The following is a 15,770-nucleotide window of genomic DNA, read 5'->3' on the forward strand; positions in this document are numbered from 1 at the left end:
AAATTAATATAGTTATTTGTAAATTTTTACTATAAATAAAGCAGTTTAGTCATTAAGAAAATACGGCCTACGATAACCAAAAATACCTTGTTGTAATAATTTTTGAGCATCGTAACGGCTTTTACTACCAAGCCCTTTTAATACAAAATTCAAACGAATGCTCGAATCAAAAGTGGCTTGGGGTTGCCCAATTGACTGATTTAAATCAGTTTCAATTTGGCGATGGCCAGTAATTTGGAACGCCCAACAGCACGATTCATACTGTAATCCACTCAATACTTCAATACTGCGGTTATTATCAAGATCGCGATGGTAACTTGCAATAAATTGCCACTCGTCACTGATAGGGATGCTTGTAAATAAGCCCGCTTGCTCGATTGTATTTCCTGAGACATCATTTGCATAGCGATGGTTCAATTGAACCAGCTGATTATCGTCACCTTTATAGTCTAAGGTTAAATTTGACTGGATAATTTGCTTGCCATCCGTGTCGTACTGAATACCACCCGATAAATACCAGCGGCGGTGCCAATGTAACATGGTTTGCGCTGCAAACAAGGCATTGTAGTTACTACCGCTATTAAGTCCTTGCTCTGTAGGCTTGGCTGAATCACTTAAATAAAATATTTGGCCTGCGCTGAAGTTAAATACTTCTTCATTTTTCTTATCAAATAAACGCGTTGTAGCCCCTAATGTAAATTGATTAGCTGCGGCAATTCGGTCAACACTTGAAAAACGCGCATCCCTGAATAAACCAAAAAAGTCATCTTGTAACTTGGTGGTATCGTATAAGCCAATGTCAGACTGATCTTTATTAGGCGTATATAAATACTGAATTTGTGGCTCTAGAGTTTGAATACCATCGTCAATAAAAATTGAGGTGTCGCGCTCAAAGTTAAGCTGAGAATATAAGCGCACTTTAGGCAAAGTACGCGAAACATTATCGCTATACTGTGTACCCTGTAAATCACCGTCTTGTTTATAGTTAGTTTGCAATAAGCTCACTTCAGATAAAAATGACCAGGCATACTCTTTGTAATCAAAGCGTGCTTTAGGTTCGATGTGCACGCGAGTAGCTTGGTCAATTACCGCAGAGCTGTTAGTAAAATGGCTCAGCTCGCCTGAAACACTAAAATCGAAATAATCAATTTTCCAAGGGGTGGTTTGGGTAAAGCTAATTTGTGGTAACGCCGTGTATGATTCTAAGTGGTCACCGAGTACTTCAAAGTTTTGCATCTTTATATCAGTACGCCACATTTCGCCCATATGGGTTAGCGAGCCGGTACGATAAAGCTGCGTATCGGTTTTACTTGCATAGGTTGAGTTTAAATCAGTGAGGTAGTTATCATCACTAACATTGGTAATATCAATACTGGCTCGCCAGTCTTCACCAATATAACTTTTTTGTTGCCAATGAAACAAAAAACGCTCGTTAAGCTCAGGCTCTGAGTCATCTTTATTTAAATATTCTACAGCCACTAAACCTTGGTGCTCTGGGGTTAAATATCTAAATTCAGTTTGTAATTGTAGCCCCTTACGTGACATATAACGCGGGGTAATAGTGGCATCATAATTAGGGGCAATATTCCAATAATAAGGCGTAATCGTTTCTAATCCATAGCGATCTGAACTTGAAAAGCTGGGCGTTAATAAGCCTGACTTACGGCGCTCATCGAGTGGGAAAGTAAAATAAGGTAAATAGAGTACCGGCGTATCTAAAATACGTAGCACGGCATTGTAGGTTTCGCCCCAGCCTTCTTCACGTGATAAGTTTATTTCATCGGCTTCAATAGCCCACACAGGCGTATTACCTGGGCACGCAGTAAAGCTTGCATTCATCAGCATTAAGCCAGACTTATCGACGGTGAGCTTTTCCGCGCCGCCTTTGCCTTGTTGTTGTGTTAGGCTATATTGTGCGCCTAATAAACTAAATGCTGAGTTATTTAAATCGGCATTTAAGCCCGAACTTTGTACGTGGCTTACATAATCGCGATAGGTAATTGGGCCAGTGGCATTAAGCAGGCCACGTTGTTTATCAATCAGTGCTGATTGTGCGGACAAACTCATGTTAACGGTGTTAATATCAACATTGCCAGTAAATTCAGCGCTTTGCGTTCCTAAAAGCTCAACGTCATCAGCGCTGATATCAACCGTTCCAAGCTCAAGGCCAGCAAGCGGTTGCCAAGCTCTGGTTTGCATTGAAGTGCCACAAAAATTGTGTGTCAGTTCAGTTTCGGCAAGCGATGGTGCGCTCAGTACGCTTAGCATCAAAATGCCCCAGGTTTTGCTCATTTATCGACCTTTATGCTCTGTGATTAGTTACAAGCTATACATAATAAAGGAAAACAATGGCAAAGTAATTAGTGAAAAATAGATAGCTTATAAAATGACACGCTTTGAGAGTTTACAACAGTTTATTAATACTCACTTTAGTGAGCAATCCTATGCGCTTAATGCAATAACTGCAGATGCCAGTTTTCGCCGTTATTATAGGTTAAACGCTGAAAATAAAAACTTTATTGTGATGGACTCCGATCCAAAAAAAGTTAACAACGTCCCTTATATTGCATTAAACAAGGTGTTTTCTGAGCAGGGGTTTTTATTGCCATCCATTATTCATAGTGACGAGCAGCAAGGTTTTTTTATTCTAAGTGATTTAGGTAGCACCCATTTAGCTGACTTGCTTGATGATGCCAATCGCAGCGAGTATTACCAGCAACTGATCAGTTTAAGTGCCAAGTGGGCAAAAACTCCAGCTGCGCCGTCAATGAATCCGTATGACCGTGACTTTATTGCATTAGAGTTGGATATTTTTAAAAATTGGCTGGTTAATGATTTTATTAGCGCAGAGCTCAGCGCTGAGCAGCAACAGACTTGGCAAACAAGTACAGCGCTGCTAATAAATACACTGCTTGAGCAACCCACAGTCACAATGCACCGCGATTATCACAGTCGGAATATTATGCGCTGCGAGCAGCAATGGGCGATTATTGATTATCAAGACGCGGTTCAAGGTCCGTTATGTTATGACTTAGTCTCACTTTTAAGAGACTGCTACTTTAAATTGCCTAAAGACGAGCTGAATCATTTACTTGAGTTTGGTTACGACGAATTTAAACGCCAAGGTTTAATAGCTAACGAGTCATTTGCAGAATTTAAATATTGGTTTGATTTAACGGGTTTACAACGCCATTTAAAAGCGGCGGGTATTTTTTGTCGTTTATATTTGCGTGATGGTAAACAAGGTTACTTAGCAAACATACTCCCTACACTTGAATACGTAATAGAGGTGGCGGCACAATACCCTGAGCTTAGCGACTTATCGGCTTTGATAAAAACTAGCGTGGTGCCAAAGGTGCAACAGCGGTTAAAAGAGGAACAACCATGAAGGCGATGATATTAGCCGCTGGGCGCGGTAAACGTATGATGCCGCTCACCGCAGAGTTACCTAAGCCTATGTTATGTGTAGCGGGAAAACCACTGATTGAGCATCATATTATGCGCCTAAAGGCTGCAGGTATTACTCAAATAATAATTAACCTTGCGTGGCAAGGAGATAAAATAAAAACCTATTTTGCAGATGGGCGCGCGTGGGGCGTGACTATAACCTATAGCCAAGAAGTGACGGTCGGGCTTGAAACCGCAGGCGGTATTATTCAAGCGCTTCCTTTACTTGGTGAATCATTTATTGTGATCAATGGCGATGTTTACAGCGACTACGATGTCAGTGCATTAATGCAGCTACATTTACAGCCTAAAGAGGCGCACATTGTATTGGTTGAAAACCCTGCGCATAATCCTGATGGCGATTTTATACTGAGCCACTTACCGACAAGTAGCCAGCGGTATACCTTTTCAGGGATAGGGCGCTATCAAGCTGACTTTTTTGAGGGGCTAGCCCCAGGCATTCGGCCATTAGGCCCTTTGCTACGTGAAAAATTAAATGAACATTTAGTCTCCACTGAACTCTATATTGGCCAATGGGACGATATAGGCACACCAGAGCGTTTATCGGCTCTTAACCAACAATTAGCACCATAAGCTAAATATAAAACACTAGAGGTAAGTTTTAAAATGTGGGGAAAAATTCTCGGTTTCTGTTTTGGTTTTATGTTTGGCAAAATATTTGGTGCCATTTTAGGCTTATACCTAGGCCATATGTTTGATAAAAGCCTAAAAAAAGACTTTGATAAAGCTGGCGGCTTTTCTAACCTTTTTAAAGGCGATGATGTTAACGAACGCCAAGCGTTGTTTTTTTCGAGTTGCTTTGCGGTAATGGGACATATTGCCAAGTCGAATGGCCGTGTTAGCGAAACCCACATTAAAGCAGCGACGCTGTTTATGGATGAAATGGGCTTAAAAGGCGAAGAGCGCCGTGAAGCGCAGCAGGCGTTTCAATCGGGTAAAGACAGCGACTTTTCACTCAAAGATACGGTTTATGATTTTAAAGAACGTTTTGCTAAACGTTATGATTTACTGCAGTTATTTTTAGAAATTCAAATCCAGATGGCGTTTTCTGACGGGGTACTTGCTGCACAAGAAAAGCAATTACTGCAAGAAGTTAGTAAGCAGCTAGGTGTGTCTAAAGCACACTTTGCCTTTGTATTAAAACGTTATCAAGCAGAGTTTAACTTTAGGCAGCAACAACAGCGTTTTAAACAGCAGCAAAGTCAAAGTAGCAGCTACCGTGAAGGCTCAGGGCATCATGTACCACCAAGTAATGATATGAACCGTTCGCAAGCATTGGCCTTATTAGGGTTAAATAAAGACGCATCGCAACGTGATATTAAAGTAGCCTACCGAAAGCTCATGGCTCAGCACCATCCTGATAAGCTCGTATCGCAAGGTTTACCTAAGCATATGATGGAAGTCGCGGTTAAAAAAAGCCAAGATATTCAAGCAGCATACGAGTATTTAAAAAAGGCGGCGTAAAAAACCGTCTATTTCTTTGCTTAGCCGCGCATGTTGCTGCGGCGCATCGCGTAATCCAAACAACTGACGTTGGCGATAATCAAACTTTGCATTTCGATTAACCCAACGCTGACGGTTTTTAAGGTTCATTAAGATATCATTACTGTCTGTAGCAAAATAAATATCCAACAAAGCGGGGGTGACCAAGGATGTTATTTGGCTTAACTTTGCATTACGTTTTGTATTAGGAAGGTAGCTACTTAAACTAATGAAGGCGCTTATTTTTGAGTCTGAAAATTCAGCGTAGTGCTCCAACAACACCCCAGCACTGGTGCCTTGTGCAATAACAACAATATTCTCAGACTCCATCGCAGCTTGTTGGTATAAAGCGTCGTAGCGAGCGACTAGTTTTAATTTATAGTTATCTACCACTTCAGTATTTACTTGTTCAACATAGTCAGCATGATGGGGCTGTTTTTGTGTACTGGTGTCTGGCTTAGTATTTGCGTTGGCTGTTTCATTATTTTTGCCCACAGGATCATTAATCGTTTTTGCTGCATCATCTTGAGCTGCTTGCCAATCAATATCAGGAACTGTCATCGCATAAGAAGTATACCCTTGATTATTCAGCTCTTTACGTAAGAAATTCATGCCTGCATTGTTTGTTGGCGTTGATTGCCAATCAGGAATGAGTATGACTACCCCTCTAAAGTCGGCACTCATATACTCACTGTATAAAGTTAAAAACTCAGTATCACCAGCTAAAATAGGCTTTACTTCATCACTTTGGGCTAGGCGAGAGATATCCGCATCAATATTTTTTGAAAAGGGAGGAGGAGCGATATACTCAGCACTCAGCGCTTGGAAACTGATTAACGTACAGCCAAGCACAAGAGTAGTAATAATGGCTTTAAACATCTGCGTAATAAACATAAATAAGCTTTTAATTTAAATCTTATTTATGTATCGGCGAAGCACTCTTAAAGTTTAGCTATTTACAGTAAATAGCTAAAAGATTAATCCTTGTTAAAACTCGTTCTCAGCTTCAAAAGTAAGTACTTGCTCCGTTACAGGGTGTTTGAGTTGTAGCATTTGTGCATGTAGCTGTAGGCGAGGTGCCGCAGCAAGTGCGTCTTTGTGAGCATATAAACGATCGCCTAAAATAGGGTGGCCTAAGCTTAACATGTGCACGCGCAGCTGATGTGAGCGCCCTGTAATAGGAGTAAGCTCTACACGGGTTGCCTGTGCTTCACGTTCAAGGACTTTAAAATGAGTGAGCGAAGGTTTGCCATTGTCATGATCAACCATTTGCTTAGGACGATTCGGCCAATCACAAATAAGAGGTAAATCAACAGAGCCTGTTTCAGTTTCAAGTTGCCCGTAAACACGTGCAATATAACGTTTTGCTGTTTCGCGTTCTTGAAATTGCATACTTAAATGCCGATGAGCAGCTTTGTTCATTGCTAAGCAAAGTATGCCAGAGGTAGCCATATCTAAACGGTGAACAATTTTAGCACTAGGAAAAACACGGTTGACGCGATTTATTAAGCTATCGGCATGTTTTGGGTCTTTACCTGGGACGGTGAGTAATTCGCTAGGCTTATTTACAATAAGTAAATCATCATCTTGAAACAGTATAGTTAAATACGGGCTCATAGGGGGATTGTAGTTAACTAACACGGCAGACCTCAGTGATTTTGAAGTGCGCTATTTTAGTGGAGCGAGCGCAAAGGCTCAAGGGAAAAGGTAAAAGTTTAATTGCGTATTTTTTAATCTGGTGTAAAATTACACCAGATTAACGTTTTGGAAATTCATTATGGCAAGACAAAGTATTTCACTTACTGAACAAAATGATTTATGGCTACGTAATCACGTTGAGAACATTGGTGATTATGCAAATAAAAGTGAATTGGTGAATGATTTAATTAGACGTGCAAGAAGGGCTGAAGCTATAAATAGTAAGCTTGCTAACGCAGAAAAAAGCGGTTTTAGTGCTCAATCTGCGGATGAAATGTTAGCAGAATTTAAAGCAAGCATTAAGTAGTGCGCACATTTAAGCTTTCAAACGATGCTAAAGAAGACTTACGTCGTATTTATCAATATGGTTGCAAAGCATTTTCACAACAGCAAGCAGATATTTACTTTTACAGTTTCTTTTCTATGTTTGAAAAGCTAGCTGCAAATCCTTATTCCTACCAATCAGTTGATCATATTCGTAAAGGTTATCGGCGTGCCGTTTGTGGCTCAGACAGTATTTATTACAGAATTTCAGCAACAGATGTCGAAATAATGGCTATTTTAGGCGGTCAAGATACTGATGAGTGGCTGTGATTTATTTTGAAATAAAGGAATATTTATATGTATGGAACTATTGAGTTTTACTGCAGTCGTTGCGGCGAGTTAAATAGTCATGAACCAGAATTGAGTAATGATGCATCTTTAGCGAGTGAAGATGAGATGGAGCACCAGTTAGAAGTTTTATTTTGTTCTAACTGTGATACGCCTTTCCAAGTACATGTAAGTAAAGATCCTAGCTCATTAAGTTTTGATTATCATTTAGAAGATGGTTACAAGTTGAGTGAAGGTGGAGAATATCAAGCCATTTTTAAAAGTGCTATATTTAATATAGAACAATTAATTTACCACCTTTTATCAGATAGTTATGTTAATAATAATTACTTTAACCGATTGTTTTATACTCAGTGCATCATCACGTTGGAAACTTATTTCGGCGATGCATTAAAAAGCTATGTTGTAAATTCTGATGAGTATATAAAAAAGTTTATTTTAACTTCAGATAAACTTAAAAATGAAACTTACTCACTAAAAAATATTATTCAAAAGCCTAATCTACTATCTGAAAGAGTTCAGAATAGATTATCAGAAATCCTCTACCATAACCTTAGTGTTGTAACTAAGATATATTCAAATGTATTAGATATTGACCTCGATAGATTACTTGGAAAAGAAAGACAATACTTTGAAACTGCGATATCTATAAGACATGATTGTGTTCACCGGAGCGGCAAAACAAAAGATGGGAAAACTCATCATATATCAAGAGATGATATTCAAAAACTTGCCGTATCAGTCAGCCAATTAATTCTAAATTTACATGATGCAATGCAGTATATAAACTCTTCCTTTAATGATGAAATTGAAAATATCAATTTTTACTAAAAAGCTAATTTTAGTATTTCTATTTTCAAGCTGATAACTATCTTTATATGGTTTTGCAAAAGCGCGATATAAATATCGCGCTTTCTTTTTTATACACACACGTTAGTAATCTTTAACTAACGACTGACAGCTAGATTCTCTAGTGCGAAACCACAATCAAACGAATCGCATCGAGTTTTAACTGCGCTTTTTCAATATGTGCGGTTAGCTCATTGCGTTGTTTATCGTAAAAGGTAATTTCCTCTTGGCGAATGTTTGGATTAATTTGCTTCAGTGCAACTAATCGCTGTTGCTCTTCGTTTAACGATGTTTGCATTTTTACTAATGACTCAGCACGAATAACATCCAACTTTTGTTGCGCCATGTCTTTTGCGGTGTTGATCATTGGATGAACCGCACTTTGTAATGCACCTGCTAATTTACTCGCCGTTTGACGACCTACCGCAGATAGTTGCTGATTAAAGCCATCAAAACCAACATTTTCACCTAAGTTATTACTGCTCTTATCGAGTAAAATACGAATTGGCGTAGGGGGTAAAAAGCGACCCACTTGCAGGACTTTTGGTGCCATGGCTTCGGCAACAAATATTAGCTCAACAAAAAAGGTGCCTGGTGGTAACTTTTTGTTTTTAAGTAACGCCACCGATGAACTACCAAAATCATCATCACAAATCATATCCATAGTGCCTTGCACCATAGGGTGATCCCAACTAATAAAGTGCACATCTTCTTGCGAAAGAGCGGTATCACGGTCAAATGTTACCGTCATGCCATCTTCTTTTAAAGCAGGGAATGACGCGTTAAGCATATGCTCAGTGGGTTTTAAAATAATAGTGTTTTCACCTTTATCTTCTTGGCTTACGCCAAAGGTGTCGAACACATTGATCATGTAACTTGGTAGCTCAAACTGATTATCGAGTTTTTCAATGTCAGCTACGAGTGAATCAGCAGCGCCTTGCCCTGATGAATGCAGTTCTAGTAGGCGATCTCGGCCACTTTCCATTTGCTTACGTAATACTGCATTCTTTTGTGCTACTTGCTCAAGCAATGGGTCTAGCTCATCTTCGTCACAATTATGAGCTGCAATATATTCAAGTAAGTCTTCGCTAAATTCTTTATATAATAACTGTCCTGTGGTTGAAGTGCTTTCAAATGCATCTAGGCCTTCGTTGTACCAACGTAATAACACTTCCTGTGCCGTATTTTCAAAGTAAGGCACATGAATGTTCACATCTTGTGTTTGTCCTATGCGGTCTAAGCGACCAATTCGTTGCTCAAGTAAATCTGGGTTGAGCGGTAAATCAAACAACACTAAATGATGTGAGAATTGGAAGTTACGGCCTTCTGAACCAATTTCAGAACACAATAATATTTGAGCATTATCGTATTCATCGGCAAAGAACGCCGCGGCGCGGTCTCGTTCAATTATCGACATGCCCTCGTGGAAAACCGAGGCTTTAATTGCTTCGCGTTCACGTAATATTTGCTCAAGGCTGATTGCGGTTTCGGCTTTAGCACAAATGAGTAATACTTTTTCACGTTTGAGAGTTTTTAGCGTTTCGATTAGCCAATCTACGCGAGGGTCAAATAAACCCCAGCTGGCGCTTTCACCTTCAAACTCTTGAAATATTTTTTCAGGGAAAAGTGCACGTTGTGCACTGAGTTCAGCATTTTGAATGCCGCTCATATTACCTAGTACAGTCATTGCTGTTTTGTATTGCTTAGGTAAAGCCATAGGGTAGGCGTGTAATTTACGACTTGGGTAACCATCAATACCACTGCGACTATTTCTAAATAAGATGCGCCCAGTACCGTGACGGTCTAAAAGCATATTTAAAATTTCTTTACGTGCTTCAAGGTCGCCTTGTTGTGCTGTTTCAAGAATATCGGTGATATCCGTTTCTTTTAATAGCTCAATCAAGGTTGCTTTAGCGTTATCATCTAATGATTGCTCTTGCAGTAGTTGGTTAGCAGCTTTGGCTACATCTTTGTAGTTTGCTTCTTCTTCTTTAAATACGTCGTAGTCGTAAAAGCGATCTGGGTCGAGCAGTTGTAAGCGTGCAAAGTGGCTACGATGACCCAGTTGGTCTGGCGTTGCTGTTAATAAAATTAGCCCCGGAATGTCTTGACTCAGCTCAGCCATACGTTGGTATTCGGCACTAGGTTTATTGTTGTTAATGCTTAAATGATGGGCTTCATCAATGACTAATAAGTCCCAGTCGGCCAACGTAGCTTGTTCAAACCAACGTTTTTTCTTAGTTAAAAACTCAAGGCTGGTAAGCACCAGTTGCTCGGTATCAAACACGTTAGGTGAATCAGCAAACGCTTCGTCGCAACGCTCTTCATCAAAAATAGAAAAACGTAAATTAAAACGGCGTAGCATTTCTACTAACCATTGGTGCTGCAAGTTCTCAGGTACCACAATGAGCACACGGCTGGCGCGACCAGTAATAATTTGTTGGTGTAAAATCATGCCAGCTTCGATGGTTTTACCCAAACCTACTTCATCAGAAAGTAGTACACGTGGCGCAAAACGTTTACCTACTTCTTGGGCAATATAAAGCTGATGCGGAATAAGGTTGGCACGTTGGCCAATTAAACCTTTAATAGGTGACTGTTGGCGTTCAAATTGGTGTAACCAAGTTTGGTAGCGCAAAGTGTATCGATCAAAGCGGTCTACTTGGCCTGCAAATAAACGGTCTTGTGGTTTATTAAATTTAATAAAATGGTCTAAAAAGGTCTCTTTTAATTGTACTTTTTCACCGTTATCAATACGTTCACCGTGATAGCACAGTAATTCGCCTTGTACTTCAATTGACTCAACTTGTAATTCCCACTCCTCAACGCTTCGGATCACATCACCAGGATTAAATGCTACGCGGGTTACCGGAGCTTCTGCAGAAGAATAAACACGGTTTTCACCACTGGCAGGAAATAAAATGCTGACCTGGCGGCCATCAATGGCAACAACGGTGCCCAATCCTAAATCTGACTCTGTATCACTTATCCAACGCTGACCTAAGTAAAAATTCATGTATGTCTCGTCTATGAAGAAAAAGGCGGCTATGTTACCTGTTACATAACACCACTGCAAGGCGCTATTTGCCTGACTTTTAATTAATTTTATAAGTATGAATTATTACCAACCCTAAGCGCGCATTAGTGCGTCGATTTTGTGGAAAATTCAAACTAAATGATATTTGTCATAAAACAGACTTTTATGACAAATAGACTAAACTCAAATTATACCTAAGTAATTAATCAAGTTTATTAGTAACCACTGATTAGTTTATTGGGTATAGCATAAAAATCATAAAACGTAAGGAAAGTACTATGGGAAAAGCTTCAAATTTTGATAGTAAAATGTATGTGCTAGATACCAATGTATTACTTCACGAACCCCTCGCGTATTTGTCATTCCAAGAGCACCAAGTTGTTATCCCAATGACCGTATTGGAAGAACTTGATCATATAAAAGATAGAAAACACGATGTGAGCCGCGATGCGCGAGTGGCTATTCGTGGCCTTGATGGGGTGTTGAGTCAGGCAACTCCCGAACAAATGTTACAAGGTGTGGCGCTGCCAAGGAATAAAAAAGGCGGATCGACAGGCAGCTTAATTATTGTAAACGACCATTTATTTGCCGATTCTATTTCTGGTTTGCCGGGCAATGAAAACGACCACCGTATTATTAATTGTGCGGTGCATTTACAAAACCAGCACAGCGATAAAAAAGTCATATTAGTAACTAAAGATATTAACATGCGCTTAAAAGCCAAAGGGGCGGGGCTTAAATATGTTGAAGACTATCGTACTGATCAGTTAATTGACGATATTGATTTACTCACCAGTGGTTATAAAAAAATTGAGGGCGATTTTTGGCAGCATGTCGGTCAGTGTAGCACTGAGCAACACGGACGTGAAACAGTTCATCATATCCCTAAAGATTTAATTCCTGATGTGTTTTGTAATGAATATTTACTTGATGATGGCGATCAGTTTGCCGCTAGAGTTAAATCGTATGATGGTGAGCATATTACCATTAAAGATATTGGTGCAGAGCGATTGATGCATCAAAGTGCATGGGGAATAAAGCCAAAAAATATTTACCAAGCAATGGCTCTTGATGCCTTGCTCGACACGTCTATTGAGCTTGTTATTTTAACCGGCCCAGCGGGATGTGGTAAAACAGGTATTACTGCAAGCTTTTTTTCAATATTTGTGCAGACCTATCTACAGACCTTATTCTTACTGAATAAATTGAGTATTTATAACAGGCTAAGATCTAATCTCTCTAACATGTCATTAAGTGTGACTTAAAGAATAGAACCATTCATCAATAAATATAAATAATGGATTTAACCTGCAAGAGGCACAAACAAAAATAATAAAGCTAAGGTAAATCTAAAATGCTAATTAATGAAAATCGTTCTCAAAGGAGAACTAAAATGAATAATCCAAGTGAAAACAAAAACCCAAGAGTATTGGATACATCGGCACTAGTTCATGATCCAAAGTCACTTCTTGCGTACAGTGAAGACGTATACATCTGTCTAACAGTTCTAGAAGAATTAGATAACTTAAAAGAAAGAACTAACAAATCGGTTAGTGCTGATGCTCGTGTATGTATTCGTATGCTTGAAGATATAATAAATGGGCACAGTGCAGAAGAGATGGAAGCTGGTATTCCACTACCTTCTACTGAAACAGCTAAACGAGGAAAACTGTTTATTGGAATTGATACCCAGCTCGATATGGCTAAAGAGTTAAAGCACGGTATTGGAAGTGACGCTGACAATAGAATAATTAACTATGCACTGTATCTTCAGAAGGACTTAGATAAAGACGTAGTAATTGTTAGCCGTGACATTAATATGCGCTTGAAAGCTCGAACCGTAGGGGTCATGGCAGAAGACGTTGCCGTAGATAATCAAATATCAGATATTGATCTTTTATACACAGGGGTACAAGCCTTTAAAGGAGATCTTTTTGATCGAATTAAATCAGACAAAGACTTCAAGGTTTCAGGAGAAGTTTATACTTTCCCAATAAGTCTATTTAATGATGAAGTTCAGCCAAACATGTATTGGTACGATGAAGCTGGACACATTGGGCGAATTTCAGAAGTAACAGATACTGAGGTATTCACAAAGTTATTGCCTCGTAAACAAGAAAAAGTATGGGGCATTTTGCCTAAAAATCAGCGTCAGGCAGTAGCTTTAAGCCAATTAACAGATCCATATTATGACTTAAATATCATCCTTGGCCCTGCTGGCTCCGGAAAAACTTTTTTAGCAGTTGCTTCGGCGCTGCATCAAGTATTGGAGTTAAAAAAGTACAAAAAAATCGTTGTGGTGCGCTCCAGAGACTTTATGGACGATGATCCGGGGTTTTTACCCGGTGACCTGACAGAGAAATCAATGCCGTTATTAGCAGGTATAACAGATGCGCTTATATCAATGCATTCAGGTGATAACAATGAAGGTAATATTAGTGCAACTGTTGAGCATGTGATCGAAAAAGCCAATATAGAATTTACTAGTATGGCTTACTTCCGAGGTCGTTCAATAGACGATGCTGTTTTAATCATTGATGAAGCTCAAAACATGACTAGAGCGCAAATTAAGGGCATGTTAAGCCGTGGTGGCAAAAATTGTCGCACAATCGTGTTGGGCAACTTAGCCCAGATTGATGATAAGTTTGTCACACCCGCATCTTCAGGTGCTAGCGCGGCTGTTAACGTGTATAGAAACTATGAAAAAGGCTCAGTATTGATATTTGATGAAGTAGAGCGTAGTAGCTTGGCTGAATTCACTGAAAAGAACATGTAGGCATCAAACTACAATTCACATTTCCTTATAATATTGCGACAATAGCCACTGCTTTTTGCAGTGGCTTTTCAGAGAAGCCCGTTCCCACGAAAACAGGACGAAATGGATTTACTCTGAACTAAAAGATTAAATATTCACAAAAACTGAGTGACATAGGTGCGTGGCCTAGCGTTGCCGTTTTTTGGTGTATTGATGTCTTTTAATAAAGAAGACCTGCTAGTAAATATAAAAAGGCAGGCAAAACGATTATCTAAATTATTAACTATTCCCCTTGGACAAGCCCAAGAAGCCCTAGCTATTTGTCTTTACGGCTGTGACAGTTACAGCGATTTACTAGTAAAAATAAAAGCTGAATCCTTTGACAACCCATTGATAGCACTGTCTGCACTCTCACCAAACTCGGAAATATTTTTAGTAAAAATATTAGCTAGCCACCTAGATAGCATTATTGGAAATTTTGAAAAAAAATTTCCCGGCTCCAATATAAATGAAGAGATGGTCGTATCCCTGTTTGGGCTTAGCTTTTCAGAGTTCAAACTCAAAATATCTACCTAAAGTTGTACAAATACGTAAGTTGTCATTTTGTTTTTTGGCGATATTATAATATGAAGGCTGAACGGACAGCCTACGCCTACACATGTTTTTCGCCTTGAAAAACGTGAACAGTGAAGCGGAGCATCCGTAAAAATTTGGTTATTTGAACAATAAATAAAGCAATGTGTTGGTAGGCCATTGTTTATTGGAAAGTTGTTTGGAGAACTAAATGATCTCACTTTATCAATTAAAGAATAAGCTCAATAAACAAGCAAAAGAGTTTGCTGAGTTATTAGAGTTTCCTGATCTTTACGCCCAAGGCCTGTGGGCTAGAGGTGTTTATAACTGCCCTTATTTTTCTGATACCCATAAATATCTCTCTGAAGTATTTGAAAAGAAAAAGCTGGACTCAATTCTAAAGCACGATTCCCTGAAATATTTAATGATCAACGAATACGATGATCAAGAAATTATTGAATCGCTTCATAAAGAAATTGAGTCAATGGCAAACCGTATTGAAAGCCTGATGCTGGTAGATATCGAAACATTAGAGTTAGTTTCAGTGATATACCAAGTTTTAGGGTTGCCTGAAAATGCCAAGTTTATTGTAAATACAGGTGCAGACTTCCGCTTAGAGTGGCGACCATACTTTGATGCCTTTGATGATCCGTTGATAGTTCAATATGCAGATTTAAAAGTTCATGGTTGTTATTTCAGGCTAATCGCTTGCAAGTTTCCGTTTGAAAAGCTTTCCTTGGATGACATTAGAAAATACATGTACATCAATCATGTAAACCATAATGGTGAGTTTGAAGGCTGTATTTCTGAAGGAAATACATTTTCTAAGCATGTGCACTGGCTGGTGTTGACACTTGAATTATTCAGTAGCGGCAAAGTAAATAAGGCTCAGTTCAATCCAACAACCTTCAAAATCGAAGGTATGCGCTATTTGGTATATGGCTTCCCATTGATTCCTTCCTTTGTATCTGATTGGCACAAACCTGATTTATGTCTACGAGTCAAAAATCTAGATGGCGATCAGAAGTTCATTGTTCGTATCGAACAGCAAGATCTTGTTTTTTATGCGAGGCGCGTTGATACCAACTTTTTTAACACAATCGATTATGAAAAATACATTTCGTTGTATCAATCTAGTGTTCTGTCACATTTTGATGCTGACAACAATTTGAATCGCCCCGTGTTTGCCAGAGACTCAATAACTTGAGAAACTGGAACTATGAAAAAATCAAATCGCTATACATCAGAATTTCGTGAACGTGCAATTAGGCTTGTTACCACACAACAGCATGAATA

At 39.1% G+C, this 15,770-nt stretch carries 13 protein-coding genes and 1 pseudogene; 10 read left to right on the top strand and 4 right to left on the bottom strand.

What is annotated here, in order from left to right; translation table 11 throughout:
• Positions 1-45 precede the first annotated feature (45 nt).
• Positions 46-2,292, bottom strand: a complete 2,247-nt coding sequence (gene lptD, locus QL986_RS16220) for an LPS assembly protein LptD (protein ID WP_138564017.1) — start codon at positions 2,290-2,292, stop codon at positions 46-48.
• 94 nt (positions 2,293-2,386) lie between these two features.
• Between lptD and QL986_RS16225 the strand changes: the two genes are divergently transcribed.
• The 3 genes from QL986_RS16225 to djlA are packed head-to-tail and all read left to right on the top strand — an operon-like array spanning position 2,387 to position 4,932.
• Positions 2,387-3,388 carry a phosphotransferase gene (locus QL986_RS16225; protein WP_138564019.1) on the top strand — a complete coding sequence of 334 codons (1,002 nt, stop codon included), beginning with the start codon at positions 2,387-2,389 and terminating at the stop codon, positions 3,386-3,388.
• Entirely contained in the window at positions 3,385-4,041 is a 657-nt protein-coding gene (gene murU / locus QL986_RS16230; protein ID WP_138764317.1) for an N-acetylmuramate alpha-1-phosphate uridylyltransferase MurU, read from the top strand. The genes QL986_RS16225 and murU overlap by 4 nt, the downstream gene beginning before the upstream one ends.
• Before the next feature lie 33 nt (positions 4,042-4,074).
• Entirely contained in the window at positions 4,075-4,932 is an 858-nt protein-coding gene (gene djlA, locus QL986_RS16235) for a co-chaperone DjlA (RefSeq protein ID WP_008113211.1), read from the top strand.
• Here djlA and QL986_RS16240 read toward each other — a convergent pair.
• Together QL986_RS16240 and rluA are read right to left on the bottom strand one after the other, a co-directional pair.
• Entirely contained in the window at positions 4,915-5,844 is a 930-nt protein-coding gene (locus tag QL986_RS16240) for a DUF3530 family protein (RefSeq protein ID WP_033103987.1), read from the bottom strand. The genes djlA and QL986_RS16240 overlap by 18 nt on opposite strands.
• 93 nt (positions 5,845-5,937) lie before the next feature.
• Positions 5,938-6,591, bottom strand: a complete 654-nt coding sequence (gene rluA, locus QL986_RS16245; protein WP_076921932.1) for a bifunctional tRNA pseudouridine(32) synthase/23S rRNA pseudouridine(746) synthase RluA — start codon at positions 6,589-6,591, stop codon at positions 5,938-5,940.
• A gap of 136 nt (positions 6,592-6,727) precedes the next feature.
• Between rluA and QL986_RS16250 the strand changes: the two genes are divergently transcribed.
• From QL986_RS16250 to QL986_RS16260, 3 genes are read left to right on the top strand one after another with little or no spacing between them, the layout of a single operon-like run.
• Complete coding sequence (locus QL986_RS16250; protein WP_033103989.1) at positions 6,728-6,955, top strand: CopG family transcriptional regulator; 228 nt, start codon at positions 6,728-6,730, stop codon at positions 6,953-6,955.
• Entirely contained in the window at positions 6,955-7,242 is a 288-nt protein-coding gene (locus QL986_RS16255) for a type II toxin-antitoxin system RelE/ParE family toxin (RefSeq protein WP_076921933.1), read from the top strand. The genes QL986_RS16250 and QL986_RS16255 overlap by 1 nt, the downstream gene beginning before the upstream one ends.
• Before the next feature lie 27 nt (positions 7,243-7,269).
• On the top strand, positions 7,270-8,091 hold the full coding sequence (locus QL986_RS16260) for a hypothetical protein (RefSeq protein ID WP_290191714.1): 822 nt from the start codon (positions 7,270-7,272) through the stop codon (positions 8,089-8,091).
• Positions 8,092-8,230: 139 nt separating this feature from the next.
• Here QL986_RS16260 and rapA read toward each other — a convergent pair whose 3' ends face one another.
• Positions 8,231-11,125, bottom strand: coding sequence for an RNA polymerase-associated protein RapA (rapA, locus tag QL986_RS16265; RefSeq protein ID WP_290191715.1), 2,895 nt, complete (start codon positions 11,123-11,125; stop codon positions 8,231-8,233).
• A 299-nt stretch (positions 11,126-11,424) separates the two neighbouring features.
• On the opposite strand from rapA, the pseudogene QL986_RS16270 reads away from it, so the two are divergent.
• From QL986_RS16270 to QL986_RS16285, 4 genes and pseudogenes are all read left to right on the top strand, one after another.
• Positions 11,425-12,282: pseudogene (locus QL986_RS16270) on the top strand (PIN domain-containing protein); the annotation flags it as partial.
• A 257-nt stretch (positions 12,283-12,539) separates the two neighbouring features.
• On the top strand, positions 12,540-13,922 hold the full coding sequence (locus QL986_RS16275; RefSeq protein ID WP_008109623.1) for a PhoH family protein: 1,383 nt from the start codon (positions 12,540-12,542) through the stop codon (positions 13,920-13,922).
• Between the two features lie 192 nt (positions 13,923-14,114).
• Positions 14,115-14,477 (top strand): hypothetical protein, encoded by a 363-nt coding sequence (locus tag QL986_RS16280; RefSeq protein ID WP_008109624.1) that lies wholly within the window; start codon positions 14,115-14,117, stop codon positions 14,475-14,477.
• Between the two features lie 208 nt (positions 14,478-14,685).
• Complete coding sequence (locus QL986_RS16285) at positions 14,686-15,681, top strand: hypothetical protein (protein ID WP_290191716.1); 996 nt, start codon at positions 14,686-14,688, stop codon at positions 15,679-15,681.
• The last annotated feature ends 89 nt before the right edge of the window (positions 15,682-15,770 follow it).

Origin of the sequence: Pseudoalteromonas sp. APC 3250 (assembly GCF_030407915.1) — a bacterium.
In the GTDB taxonomy this organism is placed as follows: Bacteria; Pseudomonadota; Gammaproteobacteria; order Enterobacterales; family Alteromonadaceae; genus Pseudoalteromonas; species Pseudoalteromonas tetraodonis.